This window comes from Streptomyces sp. NPDC047042, assembly GCF_040644035.1.
Lineage (GTDB): Bacteria > Actinomycetota > Actinomycetes > Streptomycetales > Streptomycetaceae > Streptomyces.
Genome location: NZ_JBEYVP010000073.1, coordinates 1 through 26863, shown reverse-complemented (window position 1 = coordinate 26863; position 26863 = coordinate 1). Strand labels below are relative to the sequence as shown.

At 70.0% G+C, this 26863-nt stretch carries 23 protein-coding genes; 14 read left to right on the top strand and 9 right to left on the bottom strand.

Annotated features, from left to right (window positions below):
- The first annotated feature begins 169 nt into the window (after nt 1–169).
- The 6 genes from ABZ855_RS46510 to ABZ855_RS46485 all read left to right on the top strand — a co-directional run bounded on the left by ABZ855_RS46510 (nt 170) and on the right by ABZ855_RS46485 (nt 6040).
- Nucleotides 170–586 carry a DUF3151 domain-containing protein gene (locus tag ABZ855_RS46510; protein ID WP_360819538.1) on the top strand — a complete coding sequence of 139 codons (417 nt, stop codon included), beginning with the start codon at nt 170–172 and terminating at the stop codon, nt 584–586.
- A 148-nt stretch (nt 587–734) separates the two neighbouring features.
- A complete protein-coding gene (locus tag ABZ855_RS46505) occupies nt 735–1580 on the top strand; it encodes a tryptophan 2,3-dioxygenase family protein (RefSeq protein WP_360819535.1) in 846 nt (281 codons plus the stop codon).
- The gene (gene kynU, locus ABZ855_RS46500; protein ID WP_360819532.1) at nt 1573–2805 is read left to right on the top strand and encodes a kynureninase; all 1233 of its coding nucleotides are present in this window, start codon (nt 1573–1575) and stop codon (nt 2803–2805) included. The genes ABZ855_RS46505 and kynU overlap by 8 nt, the downstream gene beginning before the upstream one ends.
- Nucleotides 2806–2968: 163 nt before the next feature.
- Nucleotides 2969–3874, top strand: coding sequence for an alpha/beta hydrolase (locus tag ABZ855_RS46495; RefSeq protein ID WP_360819529.1), 906 nt, complete (start codon nt 2969–2971; stop codon nt 3872–3874).
- Between the two features lie 118 nt (nt 3875–3992).
- Nucleotides 3993–5369 carry a histidine kinase gene (locus tag ABZ855_RS46490; RefSeq protein WP_360819526.1) on the top strand — a complete coding sequence of 459 codons (1377 nt, stop codon included), beginning with the start codon at nt 3993–3995 and terminating at the stop codon, nt 5367–5369.
- The gene (locus ABZ855_RS46485; protein ID WP_360819523.1) at nt 5366–6040 is read left to right on the top strand and encodes a response regulator transcription factor; all 675 of its coding nucleotides are present in this window, start codon (nt 5366–5368) and stop codon (nt 6038–6040) included. Before ABZ855_RS46490 ends, ABZ855_RS46485 begins: the two co-directional genes overlap by 4 nt.
- 38 nt (nt 6041–6078) lie before the next feature.
- On the opposite strand, the gene ABZ855_RS46480 is transcribed toward ABZ855_RS46485, so the two are convergent.
- The 4 genes from ABZ855_RS46480 to ABZ855_RS46465 are packed head-to-tail and all read right to left on the bottom strand — an operon-like array spanning nt 6079 to nt 11433.
- Entirely contained in the window at nt 6079–7227 is a 1149-nt protein-coding gene (locus ABZ855_RS46480; RefSeq protein ID WP_360819520.1) for a glycosyl hydrolase, read from the bottom strand.
- 30 nt (nt 7228–7257) lie between these two features.
- A complete protein-coding gene (locus ABZ855_RS46475; RefSeq protein ID WP_360819517.1) occupies nt 7258–8922 on the bottom strand; it encodes a glycosyltransferase family 39 protein in 1665 nt (554 codons plus the stop codon).
- Nucleotides 8919–10121 (bottom strand): glycosyl hydrolase, encoded by a 1203-nt coding sequence (locus ABZ855_RS46470; RefSeq protein ID WP_360819514.1) that lies wholly within the window; start codon nt 10119–10121, stop codon nt 8919–8921. The genes ABZ855_RS46475 and ABZ855_RS46470 overlap by 4 nt, the downstream gene beginning before the upstream one ends.
- Complete coding sequence (locus ABZ855_RS46465; RefSeq protein ID WP_360819511.1) at nt 10114–11433, bottom strand: glycosyltransferase family 2 protein; 1320 nt, start codon at nt 11431–11433, stop codon at nt 10114–10116. The genes ABZ855_RS46470 and ABZ855_RS46465 overlap by 8 nt, the downstream gene beginning before the upstream one ends.
- A gap of 291 nt (nt 11434–11724) precedes the next feature.
- Here ABZ855_RS46465 and ABZ855_RS46460 point away from each other — a divergent pair, with 291 nt between their 5' ends.
- The 4 genes from ABZ855_RS46460 to ABZ855_RS46445 all read left to right on the top strand — a co-directional run bounded on the left by ABZ855_RS46460 (nt 11725) and on the right by ABZ855_RS46445 (nt 16454).
- Nucleotides 11725–13044: a UDP-glucose/GDP-mannose dehydrogenase family protein gene (locus ABZ855_RS46460; RefSeq protein ID WP_360819509.1), complete on the top strand. Its 1320-nt coding sequence runs from the start codon at nt 11725–11727 to the stop codon at nt 13042–13044.
- A 48-nt stretch (nt 13045–13092) separates the two neighbouring features.
- Complete coding sequence (locus ABZ855_RS46455; RefSeq protein WP_360819507.1) at nt 13093–14172, top strand: glycosyl hydrolase; 1080 nt, start codon at nt 13093–13095, stop codon at nt 14170–14172.
- Nucleotides 14173–14251: 79 nt separating this feature from the next.
- On the top strand, nt 14252–15103 hold the full coding sequence (locus ABZ855_RS46450) for a hypothetical protein (RefSeq protein ID WP_360819504.1): 852 nt from the start codon (nt 14252–14254) through the stop codon (nt 15101–15103).
- Between the two features lie 88 nt (nt 15104–15191).
- Complete coding sequence (locus tag ABZ855_RS46445) at nt 15192–16454, top strand: cytochrome P450 (RefSeq protein WP_360819501.1); 1263 nt, start codon at nt 15192–15194, stop codon at nt 16452–16454.
- A gap of 238 nt (nt 16455–16692) precedes the next feature.
- Here the strand turns inward: ABZ855_RS46445 and ABZ855_RS46440 are convergent, their stop codons facing one another.
- From ABZ855_RS46440 to ABZ855_RS46430, 3 genes are read right to left on the bottom strand one after another with little or no spacing between them, the layout of a single operon-like run.
- Nucleotides 16693–16947, bottom strand: a complete 255-nt coding sequence (locus ABZ855_RS46440; protein ID WP_360819498.1) for a hypothetical protein — start codon at nt 16945–16947, stop codon at nt 16693–16695.
- A 49-nt stretch (nt 16948–16996) separates the two neighbouring features.
- The gene (locus tag ABZ855_RS46435) at nt 16997–18619 is read right to left on the bottom strand and encodes an ABC transporter permease (protein ID WP_360819496.1); all 1623 of its coding nucleotides are present in this window, start codon (nt 18617–18619) and stop codon (nt 16997–16999) included.
- A complete protein-coding gene (locus ABZ855_RS46430; RefSeq protein WP_360819493.1) occupies nt 18616–19551 on the bottom strand; it encodes an ABC transporter ATP-binding protein in 936 nt (311 codons plus the stop codon). Before ABZ855_RS46430 ends, ABZ855_RS46435 begins: the two co-directional genes overlap by 4 nt.
- A 73-nt stretch (nt 19552–19624) precedes the next feature.
- Between ABZ855_RS46430 and ABZ855_RS46425 the strand changes: the two genes are divergently transcribed.
- Nucleotides 19625–20143, top strand: a complete 519-nt coding sequence (locus ABZ855_RS46425) for a MarR family transcriptional regulator (RefSeq protein WP_360819490.1) — start codon at nt 19625–19627, stop codon at nt 20141–20143.
- 142 nt (nt 20144–20285) lie between these two features.
- Here ABZ855_RS46425 and ABZ855_RS46420 read toward each other — a convergent pair whose 3' ends face one another.
- On the bottom strand, nt 20286–21815 hold the full coding sequence (locus ABZ855_RS46420) for an APC family permease (RefSeq protein WP_360819487.1): 1530 nt from the start codon (nt 21813–21815) through the stop codon (nt 20286–20288).
- A gap of 144 nt (nt 21816–21959) precedes the next feature.
- On the opposite strand from ABZ855_RS46420, the gene ABZ855_RS46415 reads away from it, so the two are divergent.
- Nucleotides 21960–23354 (top strand): ethanolamine ammonia-lyase subunit EutB, encoded by a 1395-nt coding sequence (locus ABZ855_RS46415; protein WP_360819484.1) that lies wholly within the window; start codon nt 21960–21962, stop codon nt 23352–23354.
- Entirely contained in the window at nt 23351–24154 is an 804-nt protein-coding gene (eutC, locus tag ABZ855_RS46410) for an ethanolamine ammonia-lyase subunit EutC (RefSeq protein ID WP_360819481.1), read from the top strand. Before ABZ855_RS46415 ends, eutC begins: the two co-directional genes overlap by 4 nt.
- 123 nt (nt 24155–24277) lie before the next feature.
- On the opposite strand, the gene ABZ855_RS46405 is transcribed toward eutC, so the two are convergent.
- The gene (locus ABZ855_RS46405) at nt 24278–25180 is read right to left on the bottom strand and encodes a diacylglycerol kinase (RefSeq protein WP_360819478.1); all 903 of its coding nucleotides are present in this window, start codon (nt 25178–25180) and stop codon (nt 24278–24280) included.
- A gap of 197 nt (nt 25181–25377) precedes the next feature.
- On the opposite strand from ABZ855_RS46405, the gene ABZ855_RS46400 reads away from it, so the two are divergent.
- The gene (locus ABZ855_RS46400; protein WP_360819476.1) at nt 25378–26661 is read left to right on the top strand and encodes an adenylosuccinate synthase; all 1284 of its coding nucleotides are present in this window, start codon (nt 25378–25380) and stop codon (nt 26659–26661) included.
- The last annotated feature ends 202 nt before the right edge of the window (nt 26662–26863 follow it).

The following is a 26863-nucleotide window of genomic DNA, read 5'->3' as shown; positions in this document are numbered from 1 at the left end:
CCCGCTCCTCAAACGCCGGAGGGGCTGGATGGTGCCGGCCGGGGCTTGATCTTTCAGCCCGTCCGGCGTTTGAGGACGAGCGCGTTCAGCGCGAAGGGGGGTCTGGGGGCGCAGCCCCCCGGGATGGGACGGGTAGGGGCGGCGGGGGCGATGCAGCAGACTGGACCCCATGAGCCTTCACGAAAACCTGCTCGGCGGGCCCGCCCCCACGCACCTCCCTGATCACCCCGAACCCCGCGAGCTCCTCGCGGGCGGCACCGCGCCCGCCGACGTCGCCGCCAAGTACCCCACCTCCTCCCTCGCCTGGGCCCAGCTCGCCGACGACGCGTTCGAGCGCGGCAGCGTCGTGGAGTCGTACGCCTACGCCCGTACCGGATACCACCGCGGCCTCGACTCCCTGCGCCGCGCCGGCTGGAAGGGTCACGGACCCGTGCCCTGGGAGCACGAGCCGAACCGTGGCTTCCTGCGTGCCCTGCACGCCCTCGCCCGTGCCGCCGGTTCGATCGGCGAGAAGGAGGAGTACGAGCGCTGCACCCAGTTCCTGAAGGACTCCTCGCCGACCGCGGCCCAGACGCTCAACCAGTGACCCTCTGTCTGTAAAGGAAGGCCCGCCTGTGAACAGGCGGGCCTTGCGTACTCGGGGGACGATTGTGTTCAATGCCCCGGGGACCGGGGCCCCCGTGTCGGAATTCGGCAGGGGCGGACCGCTACCCGGAGTACAACAGGAGACAGCGATGTCCCTCCAGGCTCAGCCCCCCGAGGCTTCGGAGCCCGAGACCCCGCATCTCGACTTCGCCGGTACCACCCCGTACGAGGACTACGTCCAGGCCGACGTCCTCACCCACCTCCAGCACACCCTCTCCGACGATCCCGGAGAGATGGTCTTCCTGGTGACCACCCAGGTCATGGAGCTGTGGTTCACGGTCATCGTGCACGAGTGGGAGACCGCCGCGAAGGCCCTTCGCGGCGACGACGTGCCCACCGCGATCGCCGCGCTCAAGCGTTCCGTGCGTGAGCTGGACGCGCTGAACGCCTCGTGGCGTCCCCTCGCCCAGCTCACCCCCGCCCAGTTCAACTCGTACCGTGCCGCGCTCGGTGAGGGGTCCGGGTTCCAGTCCGCGATGTACCGGCGGATGGAGTTCCTGCTCGGCGACAAGTCCGCGTCGATGCTCGTGCCCCATCGGGCCGCGCCGCGCGTGTACGCCGAGCTGGAGAAGGCGTTGCACGAACCCAGCCTGTACGACGAGGTGTTGAGGCTCCTCGCCCGGCGCGGGTACGAGGTCCCGGACGCCGTGCTGTCCCGGGACGTGTCCCAGCGGTACGAACCCTCGGCCGAGGTCGAGGCCGCCTGGACCGCGCTCTACTCCGGTGACCCGGAGGCCGAACTCGCCCGTCTCGGCGAGGCGTTGACGAACGTCGCCGAGCTGGTGTGGCGTTGGCGCAACGATCATCTCGTCGCGACCCGGCGGGCGATGGGCGCCAAGGCCGGTACGGGCGGCTCCGCCGGGGTGGCCTGGCTGGAGAAGCGCGCGCAGAAGAACGTGTTCCCCGAGCTGTGGACGGCGAGGTCCCATGTCTGAGCAGTCGCCCACCCGGAAGCTGTTGCCCTCCACTGCCGACAGGGCCGCGGAGCTGGACGCGCGCGACGAACTCGCCAAGGTGCGTGCTCAGTTCGTGCTCGACTACGGGGTTACCTACCTGGACGGGAACTCGCTCGGCGCGCTGCCGGCCTCCGTCCCCGGACGGCTCGACGATGTCGTGCGCCGGGAGTGGGGTGAGCTGCGTATCCGGTCCTGGGACGAGAGCGGGTGGTGGACCGCGCCCGAGCGGATCGGTGACCGTATCGCTCCGCTGGTGGGTGCGGCTGCCGGGCAGGTCGTCGTCGGCGACTCGACAAGTGTCAATGTCTTCAAGGCACTTGTGGGAGCTGTCAGGCTTGCGCGTGACACGACGGGTGGCGGGCGTGAAGAGATTCTTGTCGACGCCACCACCTTTCCCACCGACGGTTACATCGCCGAGTCCGCCGCCCGGATGACCGGCTGTACCCTGCGTGCGCTCGAACCGGGCGCGGTGGTGGGGGAGTTGAGCGAGCGTACCGCCGCGGTGCTGCTCAACCACGTCGACTACCGCTCCGGCCGGCTGCACGACCTGCCCGCCCTCACCGCCGCGATCCACGCGTCCGGTGCCCTGGCCGTCTGGGACCTGTGCCACAGCGCGGGCGCCCTGCCGGTCGGGCTGGACGAGCACGGGGTGGATCTCGCGGTCGGCTGCACCTACAAGTACCTGAACGGCGGGCCCGGTTCGCCCGCCTACCTGTACGTCGCCCAGCGGCACCAGGAACGGTTCGACTCGCCGCTGCCCGGCTGGACCTCGCACGCCGACCCCTTCGGCATGCGGCCCGAGTACGCCCCCGCCCCGGGTGCGACGCGCGGGCGGGTCGGTACGCCGGACATCCTCTCCATGCTCGCCCTGGAGTCGGCCCTCGACGTCTGGGAGGGGGTCGGCATCGACGCCGTACGGGCCAAGTCCCTCGCCCTGACCGACTTCTTCCTGGAGTGCGTCGACGAGTACGTCCCGGAGGGTCGCGTCGAGTCGGTGACGCCGGTCGCGCATGGAGAGCGAGGGAGCCAGATCGCGCTGCGGTGTGCGGACGCGGGTGAGGTGATGGCGCGGCTCGTCGAGCGGGGCGTCGTCGGCGACTTCCGACGGCCGGACGTGCTGCGCTTCGGCTTCACACCGCTGTACGTCGGGTTCGCGGACGTGGAGCGGGCGGCTCGGGTGCTGGGCGAGGTTGTGGCCGGCTGAGCAGCCCCCGTCCCGGTGGACATATGGGTCCCAGTGGAACCCAGAGCCTCACCGGGTGTCACTTCCGTGGGTCGGGGCACGTCATTCGGCCTGATAGCGTCCCGGCGACGGCCGAATTCTCTTCAGGTCCGCCAAATCCTTTACGTCGCTGGGAGGTTGGACAATGTCGGACGATGCCGTAGCACGTGAGCACGGTGCCGCGGGAGCCAGTGCCGCGGACGCGCGCGCGGCTGAGGAGAAGTCGGCCTTCTCGCACCCGCCCGTCGACCCCGACGCGACCGCTGCGTACGGCGACCACCCCGACCAGGTGATCGACTTCTACGCCCCGCGCGGCCCCGAGCCGCTGCCGGACGATGCTCACGTGCCGCTGGTCGTCGTGGTGCACGGGGGTGCCTGGCGGGCGCCGTACGACCGTCGGCACATCACACCGTTCGCCGGGTACCTGGCCCGGCGCGGGTTCGCCGTGGCCAACGTGGAGTACCGGCGGGGCCAGGACGACCCCGCTGTCGCCGGGCGGTGGCCCGACACCTTCGACGATCTCGCGGCGGCGTTCGACGCCCTGCCCGCGCTCGCCGCGGCCCACCTCCCGCAGGCCGACCCGCGCCGTACGGTCGTCACCGGGCACTCGGCGGGCGGACATCTGGCCCTGTGGGTCGCCGCCCGGCACCTGCTCCCCGCCGACGCGCCCTGGTTCCTGGCCCGCCCCGCACCCCTGCGCGGCGTGGTCGCTCTCGCCCCCATCGCGGACTTCACCGTCGCGGGCAAGTTCGACGTCTGCTCCGACGCCGCCCGTCAACTCCTGGGCGGGGAAGGGCACTTCGCCGAGCGTCAGCCCTACGCCGACCCGGCGCTGCTGCTCCCCACCGGCATCGCGACCACCCTCGTACAGGGGCGCGCCGACACGGTCGTACCGGAGATCGTCGCCGAGTCGTACGCGGACGCGGCGGCGAAGGCCGGTGAGGTGGTCGGGCTGACGCTGCTGGCGGACGTCGGGCACTTCCCGCTGATCGACCCGGCGGCGGACGCGTGCGCGGTGGTGGCGGAGGAGATCGCCCAGCTGGCCTGGTGAGGACCGGAGAGGGAGGGGAGGGGGAGTGGGTGGGGCGGCCGTAGTACCTGAGACGGATGGCCAAGAACCCCTCTCACTGCTGACGACCTCGGCCCGGCCGCCGCCTACCGTGCTGTATGTGACTGAGACGACCCACACGCAGACAGACCCGGGCCCCAGCCGCTCGGGCGACGGTCTGTCGAGCAGCCCCGAGTTCCGGGTGGCCATGGACGCGCTCGCGGGGCTGCGCGCCGACCTGCTGGACAATCCCTTCGCCTACCGCCCGCTGCCCCCGAGGGCCAAGCCCGGCCGGATCGCCCGGGTGCTGCCCCGGCGGCTGCGCCATCACGCCGTCTGGTCGCGGCACGCCCTGGTGTGCGCGGCCGCGATGCTGGCCGTGCTCGTCTCCTTCGCCGACAGCGAGGGGCACCTGTTCGAAGCGCTGGTCATGACCCTGTTCTCGGCGGCGCCGATCCTGCTGACGCTGGTCAGGCCGGTCGGGGCCTTCTGGTTCTCCCTGGCCTCGGTCCCGGTCGTCGCCGCCGTCGGCCAGTCCAACAGCGGTGACTGGCCGTGGCTGCCCGCGAGCTTCGTCGCCCATCTGGTGGTGCTGACGGTCGTGGCCGCCCGGACCCGGCCGCGTACGGCCGCCTGGATGTGGGCGCTGACGGCGGTGTACTGCATGGCCGCCGAGGCACTGTTCGGCGGTCGCTACTTCAGCAGCAACGCCGTGCCCTTCCTCTTTCTCTCCGCGCTGTCACTGCTCGTGGTGACCGTGCTGCTGGTGCGCCGGGCCGCCGAGGAGGAGGTGACCGCGCAACAGACGGTGACCGCGCACGAGCGGTCCAAGCGCACACTGCTGGAGGAGCGGACGACCATCGCGCGTGAGCTGCACGACGTCGTCGCCCACCACATGATGGTCGTCGCCATCCAGGCGGAGGCCGCGCCCTACCGGGTGGAGGACCCGCCCGAGGAGCTGACCAAGGCCTTCGCGACGATCCGGGAGAACGCGGTCGCCGCGCTCACCGAACTCCGCCGGGTCCTGGGCGTCGTACGGGCGGAGGACTACGAGGCTCCCGACGCGCCGCAGCCCACCCTCGCCGACCTCGACGTGCTGCTGGCGAACGTGCGGGAGACCGGCCTCGCCGTCGACAAGGTGGTGACGGGCGCGGTGCGTGAACTTCCGCAGGGCGTCGAGCTGTCGGCGTACCGGATCGTGCAGGAGGCGTTGAGCAACACGCTCCGGCACGCGCCGGGTGCGGGCGCGCGCGTCGAAATCGGTTACGTGCTGGGCGGGTTGGGGCTGCGGATAGTCAACGGCCCCGCTGCCGAGGTGTCGTTCGTGAAGCAGACGCCGACGCAGGGCGCTGGGCAGGGCCTCACGGGGATGCGCGAGCGGGTCTCCATGCTGAACGGTGAGATGACAACGACCCCGACAGCCGACGGGGGTTACGAGGTCACCGTCTTCCTGCCGGCGACGAGCGTCTCCGACGAGGACCACGGAGCGGGGGCATGAGCGCCCGTACGATCCGGGTACTGATCGCGGACGACCAGATGATGGTCCGCGAGGGTTTCTCCGTGCTGCTGAACGCGATGCCGGACATCGAGGTCGTCGGCGAGGCGGTGAACGGCCGCGAGGCGGTGCACCGGGTACGCGAACTCGCCCCGGACGTCGTCCTGATGGACATCCGGATGCCCGAGCTCAACGGTATCGAGGCGACCCGGGAGATCGTCGCGGCGGACGGCACGTCGAAGGTGCTGGTGCTGACGACGTTCGACCTCGACGAGTACGTGTACCAGGCGCTGCGGGCGGGCGCGTCGGGCTTCCTGCTGAAGGATGCGTCGGCACGTCAACTGGCCGACGGGGTACGGGTGGTGGCGGCCGGGGAGGCGCTGCTCGCCCCCTCGGTCACCCGGCGCCTGATCACCGAGTTCTCGAAACTCTCCGAGGCACCGCGTCTCATGCCGGGCGCGCGGGCGGCGTACGGCGATCTGACCGACCGGGAGACCGAGGTGCTGGTGCTCATCGCGCAGGGGCTGTCGAACGTGGAGATCGCGGGGCGGCTGGTGGTCGCCGAGTCGACGATCAAGACGCATGTCAGCCGCATCCTGGTGAAACTGGGCCTGCGGGACCGTACGCAGGCGGCGGTGTTCGCGTACGAGGCCCGGCTGGTGACGCCGGGCTGAGCCACGCACGGCGCCGGGCTACCCGACTTCGGCGGCGTCTAGTGACCGCCCGGCACCTTGGTCAGCTCGAGTGTCTTGACGCCCTCGCGGAAAGCGTCCCGGGAGGCCGCGGTGGAGCTGAAGGTCCAGTCGGCGCCGCCGCCCTGGGCGCGGGTGTACTGGAACCAGACGAAACCGATCACGTCCGGATGGCTCTTGAGCCAGGGGAAGAGGCTGGCGGTCCAGGCGGCCTTCTGCGCGCCGGGTTGGGAGCCCGTCTCGGTGATGAGGAGCGGCCGCTCGGTGAAGGTGCGGATGTCGGCGAGCGTCGGGTCGATCAGCTGCTTCGCCGTCCACTCGGTGACGTCGTAGGCGGACATGCCGACCCAGTCGACGTAGGCGTCGCCCGGGTACAGCGACTTGAGGCTCACCGGGTCGGCGCCGCGCAGGGTGTTCGGGGACCAGACCCAGATCACGTTGTCCGCGCCGACCTGGCGGAAGATGTCGTGCACGTGCTTCCAGGCGGCAACGAACTCGCCGGGCTTGTTGACGCCGTTGCGCTCGGCCCAGGGATACCAGTGGCCGTTCATCTCGTGGCCGAAGCGCAGCGCCACCGGCCAGCCGTTCTCCTTGACGGCCTTGGCGAAGGTCCTGATGTAGGTGTCGTGCTCGCCGTCGATGATGGTGGCGAGGGAGTACGCGGGCTGCTGGGTGCCCTTGGCCCGGCCCTCGAAGGGCTCCCAGGTGATCACCGGCAGGGCGTTCTGGCCATAGGCGGCTCGCACGGCTCCCGGGTCGAAGCCCTTGGTCCAGTTGATGAAGTACTGGACCATGTTGGGGGTGACCCCGCCCGCGGCCTTGCCGACCGCGGAGAGGGCCGAGGACCGCCATGGCGCGTGAGGGGCGGAGACCCCGAAGTACTTCGACCCCTTTGGCGGAGCCACCAGCGAGGACTTGCTCGGGACGACGGCCGACGAGGTCGGCAGAGTCAGGCTCACCTTCCTGCCCGCGTCGCTCGTGGTCGAGCCGGCGACGTCGTGCCCGCCGCTGCCCAGCTCGTACGAGCCCACGCCGATCACCAGGGCGGCGACCAAACCCCCGACGGCGACTTTCAGCCGCCCCGTCACGCTGCCCGGTCTCTGCCCGGCGTCGCTGTCGGTGTCGTCGTGCTGGTCATTTCCGTCAGTACGGCCGGTGCCGTCGGACATCGATCTCTCCATCGTGGATCTACCGTGGATCTACGCGCCGGCCTTCGCCGGCACCCGTCGCAGCAGCGCGACCCGCAGCTCACCGGCGAACTCCCGTGCGTCGGCCACCGCGTAATGGGTCTGGAGGTACTCCGCCTCCGCCTTCGTCATCCCCGCGTACGGGTCGGCGGTGTCCGCGGTGGTGACCAGCCAGATCCGCTGGACGCCCTCGGTACAGACCACCGGTGCCGAGCAGGGCCGTCCGGTGTACGTACCGTCCTGCTGCGGTGACACCGTGACGTACACGGCGCGCGGCCGGCTCGGGACGTCGCGCAGCTGGTACGCCAGGGCACGCATCAACGGCGCCTGGTCGCCGCCGTAGACGATGCCGTCGTCCGTCTTCTGCTGCCCGCGCAGATAGACCGCCGCCGACCGGAAGTCCGGCCGGCCCGCCTGCACGTCCGTGCGCAGCGGCAGGAAGGCAGGCACCGACACCGCCGCGACGGCGGCGGCGCCCAGCAGGCCGGCCGCCACCTGCCGCGTCGGCACTCTCTGGGCCTGGCCGGGCAGTGCCTTGGCGAGTCCGCACAGCCCGGCGCCCGCGAGCAGGGCCACGGCGGGCACGGTGAAGACGAAGTAGGAAGGGGTGAACAGGTTGACGTACGGCCGCAGGCCGAACAGCGCCAGCGGCGGCAGCACCGCCCACACCAGCAGTGTCAGTCCGGTCTTCCGGCTCAGCAGCAGGCCCAGGACGGCGAGTGCGCCCACGGCTGCGGCGGCATGCGAGGACCCCAGCAGATCCTGGGGCAGGTGCAGCAGCGACTCGATGCCGGTCCCGCTCTGCGGGTCCTGGTGGTTCTGGCCCCGGGCCAGTATCAGCACCGCGAGCAGGGGGGCGACGGGCACCAGGGTCACCGCGAACCAGGCTCCGAGGCGCTGCCGTTGGTTGGTCATGGTCAGCACGAGGTAGGCGACGACCACGGTGGCGGCGACCGGATGGAACAGCCCGGTGAGCAGCATGCCGAAGGCATAGCCGCCCCAGCGGTCCGCGCCCTGGTGGTCCAGCGCCCGGTACAGAAGCAGCGCCGCGATCACCACGGCCAGGGCGGACAGCGCGTACGGCCTGGCATCCGTCGCGTAGCGGGTGGTGACCGGGAGGACGGCGAAGACCATTCCGGCGGCCAGTCCGGTCGGCGCGTCGAACATCCGGCGGCCCAGCAGCGCCAGCAGGCCCGCGGTCGCGGCCATCGCCAGCAGCGAGGGCAGCCGCAGGGACGCGGGGGAGCTGCCGACGAGTGAGACCCACAGGTGCATCAGCACGTAGTAGGGGGCGAGCACCACGTCCGTGTTGTCGAGCAGTCGTCCCAGGTCGGTCCAGGACAGATGGGTGGCCCACCAGGTGGCCGACTCGTCCTCCCGTACCTGGGTGGTCGCCAGGTGGTACGCGCCCAGGCCGAGAGTGACCAGGGCGGGCGGCAGCATGGTCACGCCGGGGCCCATGCCGCTGCGGCGCTGCTCGCTCTGGCGGCGCCGGTGGCCGGGCTCGGAAGCGCCGGAATCCGTGTGTCCGGCCCGCTCGTGGCGCGGCTGCGGGATGATGCGGAGCGGGACGGTGTTGTCAGGGGATTCGGGGCTCAGAACGTATTGGTCCGTGAGGTATTCGTCGGTGACGTATTCGTCGGTGACGTGACCGTCGCCGGCATGCCGGTCGCTCATGGCTTGCTCCGTGACGAGGTGCTGCTCGACGCGCCGACCGGCTCTCCGGTGGTGAGGTCGAGGCCGGCCAGGCCACTCTGGAACGCCTGCTGTTCCGCCGTGCTGGAGGTGAACCGCCAGTTCGCCCGGGCGCCGGTGTCACGGTCCTTCTGCATCCAGATGAAACCGATGACGTTTGGGTTCTTCTTCAGCCAGGGAAAGAAGGCGTTGACCCAGCTCAGTTGCTCGTCGTCGATCTGCGCGCCGGTCTCCATGATCATGATCTTCTTGCGGGTGAAGCCCTGGATCTGCTTGATCGTCGGCCCGAAGGTGATCTCGGGTGACTTCTCGTGAACGCCGTAACCCGTCATGCCGACCCAGTCGACGTAGTCGTCACCCGGGTACAACGGCTTGAGCTCGGTCTTGGGCACCGGACGGATGATGTTCGGGGACCAGACCCAGATCACGTTGGTGGCGCCGGCCTTGTCGAACAGGTCGTGGACGTGCCGCCACGCCTTGACGTAGTCACCCTTGTGGTTGCCGTTCACCTTCTCCGACCAGGGGTACCAGGCACCGTTCATCTCGTGGGCGAAGCGCAGCACCAGCGGCATCCTGGCCTTGGCGACGGACTTGGCCGTGGACGTGATGTAGCTGTCGAACCTGCCATTGATGATGTTGGAGAGCCGGTACTCGGGCTGCACGATGTTCGTGTCGAGGATGGTGCCGCCCCGCGGGTTCTGGACACCGCCCTTCCAGGGCTCCCAGGTCAGCACCGGAAGTGTGCCGTGCGAGTAGGCGGCCGTGATCGAGTACGGGTTGAACTTCTGGCCCCACGTCAGGAAGTACGAGGCCATGGTCGGCTGGATACCGCCGGTGTCGGTGGTGAAGCCGGCGAGTTCCCTGGCGTCGTAGGGGGCCTTGACGGTGGCCGCGCCGAAGTAGACGCCGTCCGGGTTCAGGAACTGGTTCTTGCTCGGGATGGTGGCACCGTTGTCGCCCTTGAGCCGGTTCATCAGCCCGGGGTCGCTCACGCCGGAACCCAGCCCGGTGTAGCCGCCGCTCTCCGCGTTGGAGGTCACGGCTGCGTACACGCCGTACGACAGCGCGCTGAGCAGCACCGCGTTGACGGCCATCCACACCCTGAGCCGGATACCGCTGCCCCGGCTCCACCAGTGCAGCTTCTTCTGGCTCTTCTTCCGTCGCCCGTTGACGCTAGACACTCATCATCACCGACCCCCCGAGCATGAGTCCTCCAATCAGATACGGCACCAGGACAAGCGGAGTACGGGACTTCTCCCCGGCGAAACTGTCCGCGCGCGTGCCCCAGCTCGCGTTGTGCGCGCAGCGGAAGAACCCGAGCAGACGCACCGGCAGCAGCAGCAAAGTGTTGATCACCATGAAGGTGGGCAGGAAGAGCAGATCCTGCGGCCGGTACGCGAAGTGCCGGCCGAACCGGATCATGATCGAGATCAGGGACATCAGCGCCGCCAGGGCCACCAGCAGGACCAGGGACTTGGCGGGGTCGCTGGGCAGCGGCAGGTCCTGGTAGATGCCGGGACGGCCCCTGTGGAACGCCGCGACCACCCAGGAGGCGAAGGTCCCGAGCAGCACGAAGGGCACGGCGACGTCAGCGGCGTAGAACAGCGCCAGCATCTTCGCGTGCCGCAGCATCCACGGCATCATCCGCAGGGTGTTGTACTGCGAGCCGCGGGCCCAGCGGAACTGCTGCTTCGCCAGCTTCTTCAGCTCGAGCGGGGCGTCGGTGTAGACCAGCGACGTCGACTGGTAGACGGTGCGGTAACCGGCCTTGAGCGTGTAGTTGGTGAGCGTGCGGTCGTCGCTCACCTCCAGGAAGACACCGAGGAACTTCTCGCCGAGGAAGGCGTCCATGCAGTCGAAGAGGATGTGACTGCGGAAGGCGATGGTGCGGCCGGGCAGGCAGCCGACGGTGCCGAGCACGCTCATCGCCGGCATCGAGTACTGGCAGCGCACGCTCTCCAGCCAGTCGGCCCAGCGGGTGAGCACGGTCCGGCTCGGCTGGAGGATGCGCTGACGGGTCGTCACGCCGCCGACGTCGGCATCGCGGAACGGCTTCAGCAGTTCACTGAGGGTGTTCTTGGTCCAGATGGTGTCGGAGTCGACCAGTACCGCGATCTCGCCGGTCGACGCTTCCAGGCCCACCTTGAGGGCGTTTCGCTTGCCGGGGATTTCCGTCCAGTGCCATAGGACACCCAGGTCGTCGCAGATGTGCTCGAGCGCCTCGTTGCGCCGGCCGTTGATCACGACGATGATCTCGGTCGGCCGCTGTTCGATGATCCGGCCGACGACCTCACGGAAGAGATCCTCGGGCTCGTCGACCACCGGGATGATCACCGAGGTGGTCGCCTCGTGAGTGCGCTTCCAGGGCTTGTACCGGCGCGCGAGGACCACCTTGATCACCCACAGGACCCAGATGAGTGCCATGAAGACGGCGAAGGGGTAGACAACCCCGTGCAGCCGCAACTCGCGTAGCTCAAGCAGAAACGCCAGCATGTCTTGTGTCGTACCGATCCTTACGGGCCGCCACGATGCGGCATGCTGCATGGACTGTAGCCGGGGGCAATAGATGTAAATCCGATTATCTTCACTATCTCCTCTTAAGATCGACAGATTTTACTCGCTGGTGACATGGAGTTGCGTTTCGACCGAGGAAGCTTGCGCAGTCAAGTCTCCCGGCTGCCGAGGCCTGGCGAACAGTTGTGTGAATCCGGTGCTCTTCGGGCTACTCTCGCCGAATCCACGGGACTGACGGTCAGCTCCCAGCACCCCGGAAGGTCATCGGCAATGCGCCTCACCGTCATCGGGACCGGCTACCTCGGTGCCACCCATGCCGCATGCATGGCAGAACTCGGCCACGACGTCCTCGGGGTCGATGTGGAGCCGGACAAGGCAGCCGCGCTCCAGGCCGGACAGGTCCCGTTCTACGAACCGGGTCTGGCCGAGATGCTGGCCAGAAACGTCGCCAACGGACGGCTGCGCTTCACCACTTCGTACGAGGAGGCCGCCGAGTTCGGCGAGGTGCACTTCTCGTGTGTGGGCACCCCGCAGCGGCCTGACGGCATGGGCGCCGACCTGCGGTACGTCGATGCCGTGATCGAATCGCTCGCCCCGCACCTCAGGCGCCCCACCCTCGTGGTCGGCAAGTCCACGGTGCCGGTCGGCACGGCGGCCCGGCTCGCGGCCCGGCTCGCGGAACTGGCCCCGGTCGGCGCACAGGCGGAGCTCGCCTGGAACCCGGAGTTCCTGCGCGAGGGCATCGCGGTCCAGGACACCCTGCGCCCGGACCGGCTGGTTTTCGGCATCGGCCCGGGCGCCCCCGCCGCCGAGCGTCTGCTGCGCGAGGTGTACGCCTCGCTGCTGGAGGCGGACGTCCCGCTGGTGATCACCGACCTTCCCACCGCCGAGCTGGTCAAGTCCGCGGCCAACGCCTTTCTGGCCACCAAGATCTCCTTCATCAACGCGATGGCCGAGGTCTGCGAGGCGACCGGCGCGGACGTGGCCCAGCTCTCGGCCTCGTTGTCGTACGACACCAGGATCGGCGGGCGCTTCCTGCACGCCGGGGTCGGCTTCGGTGGCGGCTGCCTGCCCAAGGACATCCGCGCGTTCAGGACCCGCGCCGAAGAGCTGGGCGTCGGCCAGGCCCTGTCCTTCCTCCGCGAGGTGGACGCGATCAACCTGCGCCGCCGCGAGCGGGTGCTGACCCTCGCCGACGAACTGTGCGCGGGTGAGCTGACGGGGCGCCGGATCGCCGTGTGGGGCGCCGCCTTCAAGCCCGACTCGGACGACATACGGGACTCGCCCGCGCTCGACATCGCCCAGCAGCTGCACCGCCGCGGAGCCACGGTCAGCGTCTACGATCCCAAGGCCGTGGACAACGCCCGTAAGAAGCACCCGGAGTTGGACTACGCCGTCGGCGCGCTCGACGCCGCCCGTGGCGCGGACCTGATCCTGCATCTGACCGAATGGCCCGAGTTCCGGGCCCTCGACCCGCGTGCCGTGGCCGAAGTCGTCGCCCACGCGCGGATCATCGACGGCCGCAACATCCTGGACGCCGAGGGATGGCGCGCGGCCGGCTGGACATACCGGGCACTCGGACGGCCGTAACAGCGCGGGATGAGATGCTGTTGGGCCGACATGAGAGAACGGACGGGAATGAAGCCCCTCACCGTGTGGCGGACCGGTCGCAGACGCGTCCGGGCGGGCGTGTTGACAGGTCTGCTGCTCCTGGGACTCGTCTCGTGCTCCTCCGGGGGCGACGAAACGGTTGTCCAGGTCTGGGACGGGTCCTCGTCCTCCCCGTCCCCGTCCGCGTCGGGGACGGAGATCAAGGCGGAGAGCAAGGAAACGTATCTGCACCCGGACGGGCAGTACTTCGGCGTCTCCACGTTCCACGCTCCGGCGCGGGCGACCACGGCGGCGGCGTACCGGGCGTCGGGCCGGCATCCCAGAATCCTGTCGTACTACCAGGGGTGGAAGCAGTCGTTCTCGGCCAGTGACGCCGAACTCAGCTACAAGCAGGGCGCATTGCCCCTCCTGACCTGGGAGCCCCGTGGTGCGAACCTGGACAGCGACCAGCCGCAGTACTCGCTGAAGCGGATCACTTCGGGGTACTACGACTCGTACATCATCGAGTTCGCCCGCGACGTCAAGGCGACCGGCCGTCCCCTGGCGCTGCGCTTCGCCCACGAGATGAACGGGGACTGGTACCCCTGGTCGGAGGTCAACAGCGGCAACTCCCGCGGCGACTACGTGAAGGCGTACCGGCACATCCACGACCTGTTCCAGGCCGTCGGCGCGACCGACGTGATCTGGATCTGGAGCCCGAACGCGCTCCGCGGGGCCAAGGGTGTCGCACTGAAGCCGCTCTACCCGGGCGACCGTTACGTCGACTGGGTCGGCATCGACGGGTACGGCTTCGGTGAGAAGACGGCCACCGAGGTGCTTCAGCCCACGCTCGACGAAGTCAGGCAGTTCTCCGGCAAACCGGTTCTGCTCACGGAGACCGGGTCGTCGCCCGGGTCGCAGCAGCCCGGCTGGACCGCCGACCTGTTCCGCTGGCTGAAGGCGACCCCCAACGTGATCGGTTTCGTGTGGTTCCAGCACAGCGTGGACGAAGGGGGGCAGTACGACTACCGGTTCGACATCAATCCGACAACGAAGGCGGCGTTCCGGCACGGACTCGACTCACTGCACCTACGCTCGTGGCCGGTCGCCAACGTCGTCACGCAGTGATGTTATCGACTGCCCTTTGTACACACTCGGCGCTAACATTCACCCAAATGAGTGATCGGAAGGGCGAAGCCTCCAGGCCATGAGTACCCCACAGGGACCCCAGGACCCCCAGCAGCCGGGCTATGGCTATGGCTATCCTTCGCCCCAGCAGGGTTACCCGCCGCGGGCTCCGCAGCAGCTACCGCCCTACGCCCCGCCCTGGGCCCCGGACTACGGCCGGCCGGACTGGGTGGCGCTGGCGGAAGAGCAGGAGGCCAGGAGCAGGCGCAAGAAGCGGCTGGTGATCACCGGCTCCATCGTCGGTGGCGCCGCGCTCATCGCGGCCGTCGCCTTCGTCGCCGCGACCCTTGCCACCGGCAAGAAGGACGACAACGCCGGCACCGACGTTGTCGCGCAGCAGAGCGGCGGCGTGACGCCGCCGGTCAGCCCCTCTTCGAGCGGCACCGCCAGTGCCGCGCCGGCCCCCAGCATGCGCGGCAGCGACATGTTCACCGCCACCAAGCTCCCGGTCAACGGACGTGACTTCGTGCGGAAGACCACGTCCCACGAGAGCCCCTGCTGGAAGGCCAGCGAGAGCGGTCTCGGCCCGGTCCTGAACAAGAACCACTGCTCCGATGTGGCACTCGCGACCTACACCTCGGGCACGGCCACGGTCACCGCGGGCGTCATGGCCTTCCCCAGCGCCGCGGACGCCCAAGCCGCGGCCGCCGCCTTCAAGGGCAGGCTCAGGCCGCTCACGGGCAAGTCCGGCATCCCGGACTTCTGTAGCAAGGTCTCCTGCGCCGTCACCCGCGCAGTCCACGGGCGCTACCTCTACAGCACGGTCGCCGGCCCCAATTCGGGCGCGGCGGGCGACAAGAACAGCGACGCCGTCGCCGCAGGCCAGGGCCTCGCCGCGTACACGCTCTCCCGCCTGATCGAACTGGACTAGGGTCCGGGGCTGGTCCGGGGCTGGTCCAGGTGTTCGTGGGGTAAGACGTCCCTGGTCAGATGGGGGTGGCTCGGGCTAGCGTCCACGCATGGCAGCTCCTTCCGACCCCGCTTCCGGCCTCGCTTCCGACCCCTCCTCGGACCTCGCTTTCGACCCCTGGGCCCCGGCGTTCGTCACGGACCCGTACCCCGCGTACGCCGAACTGCGGGCCCGGGGCAGGGTCGTGTACTACGAACCCACGAACCAGTGGCTGGTCCCGCACCACGCGGACGTCTCGGCGCTGCTGCGCGACCGCCGCCTCGGCCGCACCTACCAGCACCGCTTCACCCACGAGGACTTCGGCCGTACGGCACCCCCGCCGGAACACGAGCCGTTCCACACCCTCAACGACCACGGCATGCTGGACCTGGAACCGCCGGACCACACGCGTATCCGCCGCCTGGTGTCTAAGGCGTTCACCCCGCGCACGGTGGAGGGCCTGAAGCCGTACGTGTCGCAGCTCGCGGGGCAACTGGTGGCCGACCTGGCGGCAACGGGCGGCGGCGACCTGCTGACGGACGTGGCGGAGCCGCTGCCGGTCGCGGTGATCGCCGAGATGCTGGGCATCCCGGAGTCCGACCGCGCCCCCCTGCGCCCCTGGTCGGCGGACATCTGCGGGATGTACGAGCTGAACCCGTCCGAGGAGACGGCGGCGAAGGCGGTACGGGCGTCGGAGGAGTTCACGCAGTACCTCACCGAGCTGATCGCGGCCCGCCGCAAGGAGCCGGGGGAGGACCTGATCTCGGGTCTGATCGCCGCGTACGACGAGGGCGACCGGCTGACCGAACAGGAAATGATCTCGACGTGCGTGCTGCTGCTCAACGCGGGCCACGAGGCGACGGTCAACGCGACGGTGAACGGCTGGTGGGCGCTGTTCCGAAACCCCGCCCAGCTGTCGGCCCTGCGCGCGGACCACTCCCTGATCCCCTCGGCGGTGGAGGAGCTGATGCGGTACGACACCCCGCTGCAGCTCTTCGAACGCTGGGTACTGGACGACATCGAGATCGACGGGACGGTGATCCCGAGAGGCAGCGAGGTGGCCCTCCTCTTCGGCTCGGCCAACCACGACCCGGCGGTCTTCACAGCCCCGGACACCCTGAACCTGACCCGCCCGGAGAACCCGCACATCTCCTTCAGCGCGGGCATCCACTACTGCATCGGCGCTCCGCTGGCCCGGATCGAGCTGGCGGCATCGATGGGGGCACTGCTGGAGGGGGCCCCGACACTGACCCTGGCGGAGGAACCGGCTCGGAAGCCGAACTTCGTGATCAGGGGGTTGGAGGGGTTGCGGGTGGAGATCGGGCGGAAATAGCGGCTGATCACTCGTTCGGCCAAGGAGTTCGAAGCCGTCAGGTTGGAGTTCATCAACGGACGGACGACTGTTCCGTCACGCTGTACGGCGATCCGGCCCCGGGCCTCGGGTACCGCAGCGCCGACAAGAAGCCTTTCGGCGCGAAGGTGTCTCTCCCGGCGCCCATCGGTATCGAACTCGACACCGAGGAACTCAAGCGGTACGTCGACTGAGGGCGAGGACAGGCCGTATGACTTGATCAGGGAGCCGGAGGGGCTGAGCGTCGGGATCCGAGCCGGGATCTGACGCCCTGCACGACCGCCCAGACGCCCAGACCGGCGGCGATCCCGGCGATGACGAGCAGCGGTAACTCGGCGTAGAACACACTCCAGTCGGGGCCCTGCTCGAAGCGCCGGACCCGCCCCTGCGCCCGGACGTACCAGACCGCCAGCCCCGCGACCACCCCGGCGGTGACGGTCAGACATCCTGCGGCGGCCTGCGCGCGTTGTCCCATGCCCGGCATGGACGCGCATGCGCTGCTGGAGGTTCCCGCGCGCCAGCGATCAGGTACTCAGGTCCCGCCTCCGCACCCCCGCCAGCCCGGCGGCGACCAGTCCCACCGCGATCCCCGTGAGCATCACCACCGGCGCCCACTCCATCCCCCCGCCCGGCAGCTTCGGCAGGTGCCCGAACGGGGACAGGTCCAGTACTCCCTGGGGTACGTCGAGCGCCGGGCCGATCCAGCCCAGCAGCAGCGCGGAGCCCGCAACGCCCCAAGCTGTCATGGCCAGTTGAGGTGAGACGCCGTACAGCGCTACCGCCAGTCCGCCCAGCACCCACACCGCCGGGACCTGGGCCAGGCTTGCCCCGAGGATCGGGCCCCACTCGGCGCCGTATCCGAGTGCCAGGCCCAGGCCGCTCAGCAGCAGGATCAGTACCGTGCCGCCGAAGGCGACCGCCAGGTGGCCTCCGGCCCAGCGCAGTCGGCCCACCGCGTTCGCGAGGAGCGGCTCGGCCCGCCCGGAGGTTTCCTCGGCGTGCAGGCGCAGTACGGACGAGACGATGAACAGCGCCGCCACCATGCCGAACAGACCGGCCATCGTGGCCAGGAACGCGTCCTCGATGCCCGACTGGCCGCCCATCCGCTCAATGATCTGCCGGGTTTTGGCGTTGTCGCCGACCAGGTCCGCCGCGCCCTTCGTCAGCCCGCCGAAGGCGATCCCCGCCGCGAGGAATCCGAGACTCCAGCCGAGGACCGCACCCCGTTGAAGTCGCCAGGCCAGCGCGCCGGTTGTGCGGAGACGGCCGGTCGCCGGGCCCGGGCGGCTCGGGAAGAAGCTCATGCCCACGTCCCGGCGGCCCGCCAACTCGTAGGCCAGCCGGCCCTGTAGAGCTGTTGCTGCCACGAACAGGCCCAGCACCCACCAGCGTTCGGCCGCGAAGGGGCGTACGTTCTCCAGCCAGCCGATCGGGGACAGCCAAGTCAGTGGCGACGAGCCGTCGTTCGTCGCCGAGTCGCCCGCCGCGCGCAGTACGAACGCCCCGCCGAGCAGGCCGCCCGTCAGGCCCTTCGCGAGCCGAGCGCTCTCCGTGAACTGCGCGACGATCGCCGCCAGGGTGGCGAAGACCGCCCCCACGCCTCCGATGCCCAGGCCCAGCGCCAGTGCCCCCGACGAGCCCCGGCCGGCCAGTCCGCCCGCGATCAGCAGCGCCAGCGTGGCGTTCGCGATGAGGGCGGTGAGCAGGGCCGCCGTCAGCGGGGCCCGGCGGCCGACCATCGCCGACGAGATCAGTTCCTGGCGTCCGCTCTCCTCCTCGTCGCGGGTGTGCCGTACGACGAGGAGCAGGCTCATGACGCCGGCCAGGATCGCCGCGTAACCGCCGATGCGCCAGGCGGTGAGGCCGCCGATCGAGTCGCTGAACACCGGGCCGTACGTGGCCCGCAGCGAGTTGTTGGCGAGCAGCTGGCGGGCGATGTCGGCGCGTTCGGCGGGGGTGGAGTACACGCTCTCCAGGGAGCCCGGCAGGGAGAGGACCATGAGGGCCGTCACCGCCACCCACACCGGAATCATCACCCGGTCGCGCCGCAGGTTGAACCTCAACAGCGTGCCGGTGCCCGCGAGTTGGCGTGCTCCGACGGAACGTACCGCGAAGGGTGAAACGGTGGTCGTCGTGGTGCCGCTCATCGGGTCACCGCCCCGGACGGCGAGGCCTGCGGCTGCGACCCGTCCTGGTAGTGGCGCAGGAACAGCTCCTCCAGGGTTGGTGGTGTCGCCCTCAGCGACCGTACGCCCGACTCGGTGAGTGAGCGCAGGACCGCGTCCAACTTGTCGGTGTCGACCTGGAGTTGGACCCGACCACCACGTACGTCCAGGTCGTGGACGCCCGGCAGACGCGCCAACCCGTTGGGTGTGCCCGCCAGTTCGGCCGTGATGCTCGTCCTGGTGAGGTGGCGCAGGTCGGCGAGGGTGCCGCTCTCGACGGTCCGGCCGCCTCGGATGATGCTGACCCGGTCGCACAACTCCTCGACCTCGCTGAGGATGTGGGACGAGAGCAGGACCGTACGGCCCCTGTCCCGTGCCTCCTCCACGCAGCGCTGGAAGACCTCCTCCATCAACGGGTCGAGCCCCGAGGTCGGTTCGTCGAGGATCAGCAGGTCCACGTCCGACGCGAACGCCGCCACCAGCGCCACCTTCTGGCGGTTGCCCTTGGAGTAGGTGCGGCCCTTCTTGGTCGGGTCGAGCTCGAACCGGTCGATCAGGTCGGCCCGGCGGCCCCTGTCGAGTCCGCCGCCGCGCAGTCTGCCGTACAGGTCGATGACCTCGCCGCCGGAGAGATTGCGCCAGAGGGTGACGTCACCGGGGACGTACGCGATCCGGCGGTGCACCTCCACCGCGTCGGCCCACGGGTCGCGGCCCAGGACGCGGGCGGTGCCGGAGTCGGCGCGCAGCAGACCGAGGAGGACGCGGATCGCCGTGGACTTTCCGGCGCCGTTGGGGCCGAGGAAGCCGTGCACCTCGCCGGTTTCCACGGTCAGGTCGAGACCGTCGAGCGCGTGCGTCCTGCCGAACGACTTGTGGAGTCCGGATACCTCGACAGCGGGGCTGGCCTTCGTCATGTTTCCGAACGTACGCTTACTTCAGAAATTTGTGAAGTTAAGGAAGCGTGTGAAGGGCAGTTAGACTCGGCGCATGACGACGGAACCTGAGTCGGATGATGCCGCAGAGGCCGGCCGCGATCCCGAGGCGGTGTCCCGGTTCGTCGAGAGCTTCGCCGCGCAGCTCGTCGAGGCCGGGATGCAGCGCATGGCCGCCCGCGTGTTCGCCGCGCTGCTCGCCTCCGACGCCGGCGCCCTCACCTCCGCCGAACTCGGCGAACAGCTCCAGGTCAGCCCGGCTGCCGTGTCGGGCGCGGTGCGTTATCTGTCCCAGGTGCACATGGTGTCGCGGGAGCGCGAACCCGGCTCGCGGCGCGAGCGGTACCGGGTGCACAGCGACCAGTGGTACGAGGCGATCACCAACCGTGACGCGGTGCTGAAACGCTGGGAGCAGACGCTGCGCGTCGGGGTCGACAGCCTCGGCGCCGAGACGCCCGGCGGGCAGCGCATCGCCGAGACGCTCGCCTTCTTCGAGTTCCTGGAGGGTGAGCTGGTCAAGCTGATGGAACGGTGGCGGGAGGAGCGCGCCAGGACCTTCGGCCAGGGACAGTGACAACGCGCCCCAAAGGGCGCGCCCCAAAGGGGGCGCGCCCAAAAGGGGCGCGGGGAACTGCGCGACCAGCCACAGCCGACCCGCAGTTCCCCAACGACGGTTCTTTCAACGGCGGTCCTTCGACAGCGCCCCCAGCGGAGCGCTACCGCTCCTTCGTCTCCTCCAGCACCGTCCGCCCCAGCAGCGCGTACCGCTCGGGGGCGCGTCGCTTGAGGTAGGTGGCGTAGCCGATGCCGCCCGCCGCGATCAGCGCGACCAGCCACGGGGTCGCCCTGAGCACCAGCGAGTCCGACTCCGGGCCCGCCGCGACGCCCATGTTGGACACCAGCAGGACGACCACCGCGAGCATCGCCACACCGCCGATGAGCGGGGCGGTGAACGTCCGGAACCAGTGGCGGCTCTCCGGGTGGTTCTTGCGGAAGTAGACCAGGACCGCGAAGGAGCAGACGGCCTGGACGACGAGGATCGCCATCGTGCCGAGGATGGCCAGCAGGACGTACGTACCCGTGTACGGGTCCTTGTGCGCGGCCCAGAAGCCGATCAGCAGCAGGGCGCTGATGATCGTCTGGACCAGGCCGGCGATGTGCGGGGAGCCGTGGGAGGCGTGGGTGCGGCCGATGGTCCGCTGAAGGGAGGGGAGGACGCCCTCGCGGCCCAGGGCGTACATGTAGCGGGCGGCGCAGTTGTGGAAGGCCATGCCGCAGGCCAGCGAGCCGGTGATCATCAGCCACTGCATGACGACGACCGCCCAGTGGCCGACGTAGTGCTCGGTGGGGTCGAAGAACAGGGCGAGGGGGTTCGCGGAGGAGGCCGCCTTGACGGCCGCCGCCTCGCCGTTGCCCGTGATCGCCATCCAGGAGACGAAGACGTAGAAGACGCCGACGCCCAGGACGCTGATCATCGTCGCCTTGGGGATGATCTTCTTCGGGTCGCGGGACTCCTCGCCGTACATCGCCGTCGACTCGAAGCCGACCCAGGACCAGAAGGCGAAGAAGAGGCCGAGGCCGGCGCTGGTGCCCTGGAAGGCGTTGACCGGGTTGACCGGGCCGAAGGTGAAGCCGTTCGGGCCGCCGCCGTGCAGGGCGACCGAGATCGCCATCGCGGCGAGGATCGTCACCTCGGTGCCGAGCAGGACGACCAGCAGTTTCTCGGCCACCGACACCCCGAACCAGGTTCCCGTGGCGTTGATCGCGAGCATGATGATCGCGAACACCCACCAGGGGACGTGGACGCCCGTCTGGTCCTCCACGGTCGTGGTCGCGAAGGTCGAGAAGATACCGATCAGGGCGGGCTCGAAGACGACGTACGCGAAGGTGGCGAGCAGCCCGGAGGCGAGGCCGACCGTGCGGCCGAGGCCGTAGGAGATGAAGCCGTAGAAGGCGCCCGTGGAGGTGATGTGCTTCGCCATCGAGGTGAAACCGACGGCAAAGATTGCCAGCACGACCATTGCCACGAGGTAGCTCGCCGGGGCGCCGATGCCGTTGCCCGCCGACACCATGAAGGGCACGTTGCCCGTCATCGCGGTGATCGGGGCGGCGGTGGCGACGGCCATGAAGACCACGCCCAGCAGCCCGATCGCGTTCGGCTTCAGCCGGTGAACCGTGCTGCCGTCGCCCGGACTTGAGTCCGTGCTCGTACCCTCCGCCGGGGCTACGCCCTCGTCCACTGCCATCGGGTGGCCCCTTCCTGGTTGTGCTGCCGGTGGAGTGGAACTCTGCAGTCCGAATGAGTCGGTCAAGGGTGTCGGGGCGTTAAATGTTTGTCAACCAGACCTTTAGAAATCTGGCGGCAACACGTGGCTCGTACTGTCACCGCCATGAGCACGTACACCTCCACCCTCGGCGGCCACGGCTACCGCTTCGACTCCCTCGCGCGTCTGCTCGCCGCCGCGAGCCCCGAACGCTCCGGCGACCGGCTCGCCGGCCTCGCCGCCGACTCCGCGCAGCAGCGGGTCGCGGCGCGCTGGGCGCTGGCGGAGGTGCCGCTGGACCGGTTCCTCGCCGAGCCGGTGATCCCGTACGAGGCCGACGACGTGACCCGGCTGATCATCGACACGCACGACGCGGCCGCCTTCGCGCCGCTGTCCGGGCTGACGGTGGGCGGGCTCAGGGAGTGGCTGCTGTCCGACGCGGCGGACGCCGAGACGCTGGCCGCCGTGTCGCCCGGGCTGACGCCCGAGATGGTGGCGGCGGTGTCCAAGCTGATGGGGAACGCGGACCTGGTCGCGGTGGCGCGGAAGGTGCGGGTGGTGACCGCCTTCCGGTCGACCATCGGGCTGCCCGGCCGACTGGCCACCCGCCTCCAGCCCAACCACCCGACCGACGACCCGGCGGGCGTCGCCGCGGCCCTCCTCGACGGCCTCCTCCTCGGCTCGGGCGACGCGGTCATCGGCATCAACCCGGCCACGGACAGCCCCCAGGCCGTACGGGACCTGCTGGAACTCCTCGACGGGGTCATCCAGCGGTACGCGATCCCGACCCAGTCCTGTGTGCTGTGCCATGTCACGACCAGCGTGGACCTGATGGAACGCGGGGCGCCGGTCGACCTGGTCTTCCAGTCCATCGCGGGTACGCAGGCCGCGAACGCCTCCTTCGGGGTGACCCTGGGCCTGCTGGACGAGGCCCACACGGCGGCGGCGGAGCTGAACCGGGGCACGGTCGGTCGAAACGCCCTCTACTTCGAGACCGGGCAGGGCAGCGCGCTGTCCGCCGACGCGCACCACGGTGTGGACCAGCAGACGGTGGAGGCGCGGGCCTACGCGGTCGCCAGACGCTACGACCCCCTGCTCGTGAACACCGTCGTCGGCTTCATCGGCCCCGAGTACCTCTACGACGGCCGCCAGATCCTGCGCGCCGCCCTCGAGGACCACTTCTGCGGCAAGCTGCTCGGCCTGCCCATGGGTCTGGACATCTGCTACACCAACCACGCCGACGCCGATGACGACGACGTGGCCACCATGCTCACGATGCTCGGAGTCGCGGGCGCGTCCTTCGTGATCTGCACACCGGGCGGCGACGACATCATGCTCAACTACCAATCCGCCTCCTACCACGACGCGTTGTACCTCCGCGACGTCCTCGGGCTGCGCCCGGCACCCGAGTTCGAGGCGTGGCTGGACGGCATCGGCCTGCTGGACGAGCGGGGCGCGATCCGGGACGTCTCCGGTACGGCACATCCGCTGACGGCGATCGGAAAGGAGCTGGCGGCATGACGGATCGTCAACTTGCCCTGCCCTCGGATGACTTGACGATGTGGGCGGCGCTACGGCGGCACACGCAGGCCCGGATCGGCCTGGGCCGCGCCGGCTCCGCGCTCCCCACCCGCCACCGCCTGGAACTGCAGGCCGCGCACGCCGCAGCCCGGGACGCGGTGCACTCGCCCTTCGAGCCGGAGATCGTAGCGGCCGGCCTGACGGGCGAACCGACGGTACGCGTACGCAGCGCCGCCGGTGACCGGCTCACGTACCTCCAGCGTCCCGACCTGGGGCGCCGTCTCGACGACATCGACCGCGCCCACCTGCCTGGCGGCGACTGGGACGTGGTGTTCGTCGTGGCCGACGGGCTGTCCAGCCGCGCGGTGCACGAGCACGCGGCGCCGATGGTGCGGGCGACGACGGCGCTGTTGCCTCCGGCGTGGCGGGTGGCGCCGGTGATTCTGGCTGAGCAGGGGCGGGTTGCTCTCGGCGATGATGTGGCGTACGCGATGGGGGCGGCGATGGTGGTCGTGCTGATCGGGGAGCGGCCCGGTATGTCGGCGGCGGACTCGCTGGGCGCGTACCTGACGTACGGCCCGCGCCCCGGCACGACCACGGACGCGGACCGCAACTGCTTGTCCAACATCCGGCCGCCGTTGGGGCTGAGTTATGAGACGGCGGCGGGGAAGCTGGCGGCGCTGATGGGCCGGGCACGGGAGCTGGGCCTGACGGGGGTGACCCTGAAGGACGACTCGCCCCCGCCGCCCCTACCCGTCCCATCCCTGGGGGCTGCGCCCCCAGACCCCCCTTCGCGCTGAACGCGCTCGTCCTCAAGCGCCGGACGGGCTGGAAATCTAGCCCCTCCGGCGTTTGAGGAGCGGGGGTTCGGGGGCAGCGCCCCCGAGGATGGGACGGGTAGGGGCGGCGGGGGCGGGAAAAACTCACCCCGGCAACGTCAGCCCCCAAGCCCCCTCCCGCACCACCCACGTCCGCCTCCGCACAGGCCCACTCACCACCCCCGCATCCACCCGATACCGAAAATCCGCCCCCGAAACAGTCACCCGCACCCCCACCGCCCCGAGCGGCGAAGCCTCCGCCCCCACCGACACCGGCCGCACCTCCACCCGCGCACCCCCCGCCGCCCCGGGCGCCCCGGGCGTCAGCGTCACCCCCTGCACCGGCTGGTCGAGGTCCACGAGAGTCACCCCGTCCACCTCGACGCGCAGCCGCGAGGGCCGAGGCCCGGGGCCCCCCGCCGGCGGGGCCACCCGCGCCCCCCGGACCGGCCGTACCGCCAGCGTCCGCACCAGGGACCGGCAGCTCCGCAGCCAGGGACGGGACGCCTCCCCCGAGTCCACCCCGTCCACCGCGTCCACATCCACCGCACCGCCGCCCGGCCCCCGTACCGCCGGAATCCGCACCGCGCCCACCACCACCCCGTCGCTGTCGTCGACGAGAAGGTCCAGCCGGCGTTCGGCGCCCTCGAGGACGGCCCGTGCCGCGGCCACCGCGCCCGTGGGCACCCCCAGCGAACGCGTGAGGGACAGCACACCGGACGCCCCCACCGGGACGACGGACAGTGCACATCCGGCCAGTTCCCGCTGCCGGTGCAGCAGGGCGACCGTACGCAGCAGCGCCCGGTCGTCGCCGATCACCACGGGCCTTCGGGAACCCCTCCTGGCCAGTGCCCGAGCGAATTCCTCGGGCCCGTCCGGGAGGCACACCTTGGTCCTCGCACCCGCGCTGAGCACGTCTTTCGCGATTCGTACAGACTCGCCGTCCGTCCGCCGGGCGACCGGGTCGATGACCACGAAAAGCTGGTCGGAAGTCGCCACCTCGGTCATGCCTCGCTTCCTCGGGTAGCATCTTTGTGCAAGAGCCCCTTGCGCTATTGCGCCAGGGGCTTGGTCTATTCCGGGGCACCCGGGGTCCGACGAGTTGCGGCCGACGAGGGTCGCCGGTGTACGAGGCACGAGCCGAACAGCTCAGCCGCGTACGCCCCTGACCCTGGACATGCCCCGCCCGGAAGGGGTGTACGCGCGTGCCCGCACTTGTGCTGCTCGGTGCTCAGTGGGGTGACGAAGGCAAGGGGAAGGCCACGGACCTGCTTGGTGGGTCTGTGGACTATGTGGTGCGCTACCAGGGCGGCAACAACGCCGGCCACACGGTAGTCGTGGGCGACCAGAAGTACGCCCTGCACCTGCTCCCTTCCGGAATCCTCACACCTGAATGCACACCCGTCATCGGCAACGGCGTCGTCGTCGACCCGTCGGTCCTGTTCTCCGAGCTGAACGGGCTGAACGAGCGAGGCGTCGACACGTCCAAGCTCCTGATCAGCGGTAACGCTCACATCATCACGCCTTACAACGTGACGGTGGACAAGGTGACGGAACGCTTCCTCGGGAAGCGGAAGATCGGCACGACCGGCCGCGGTATCGGCCCGACGTACGCCGACAAGATCAACCGTGTCGGCATCCGCGTCCAGGACCTCTACGACGAGTCGATCCTGACGCAGAAGGTCGAAGCGGCGCTGGACGGCAAGAACCAGCTCCTCACCAAGGTCTTCAACCGCCGGGCGATCGAGGCCGCCCAGGTCGTCGAGGAGCTCCTCACCTACGCGGAGCGGCTCAAGCCGTACGTCGCCGACACCGTCCTGGTCCTCAACAAGGCCCTCGACGACAACAAGGTGGTCCTCTTCGAGGGCGGCCAGGGCACGCTCCTGGACATCGACCACGGCACGTACCCCTTCGTCACCTCGTCCAACCCGACCGCGGGCGGCGCCTGCACGGGCTCGGGCGTCGGGCCGACGAAGATCAACCGGGTCATCGGCATCCTCAAGGCGTACACGACCCGCGTCGGCGCCGGCCCCTTCCCGACCGAGCTCTTCGACGAGGACGGCGAAGCGCTGCGCCGCATCGGGCGCGAGCGGGGTGTCACCACCGGCCGTGACCGCCGCTGCGGCTGGTTCGACGCGGTCATCGCCCGCTACGCGACCCGCGTGAACGGCCTGACCGACTTCTTCCTCACCAAGCTCGACGTCCTGACGGGCTGGGAGCAGATCCCGGTCTGCGTGGCGTACGAGATCGACGGCAAGCGCGTCGAGGAACTCCCGTACTCGCAGAGCGACTTCCACCACGCGAAGCCGATCTACGAAACCCTCCCCGGCTGGTCGGAGGACATCACGAAGGCCAAGTCGTTCTCGGACCTCCCGAAGAACGCCCAGGCGTACGTGAAGGCCCTGGAGGAGATGTCCGGCGCCCCGATCTCAGCGATCGGAGTCGGCCCGGGCCGCACGGAGACGATCGAGATCAACTCGTTCATCTGACCGCTTCCCACCCTCCACCGGCCGTAGGGCGGAGTTTGCCCGTGTGGGCGGCACGAACATGAACGTGTCGCCCACCCGGGCTGCGGTGGGGGGGGCCCGGGGGGGGCCCCCCCCCCGGGGGGGCCGGAAAGGCCCCCGGGCCCCCCCACTGGCCCCCCCCGGGGCCCCCCCAGGCGCCCCCCCCCCGGGGGGGGACCCCACG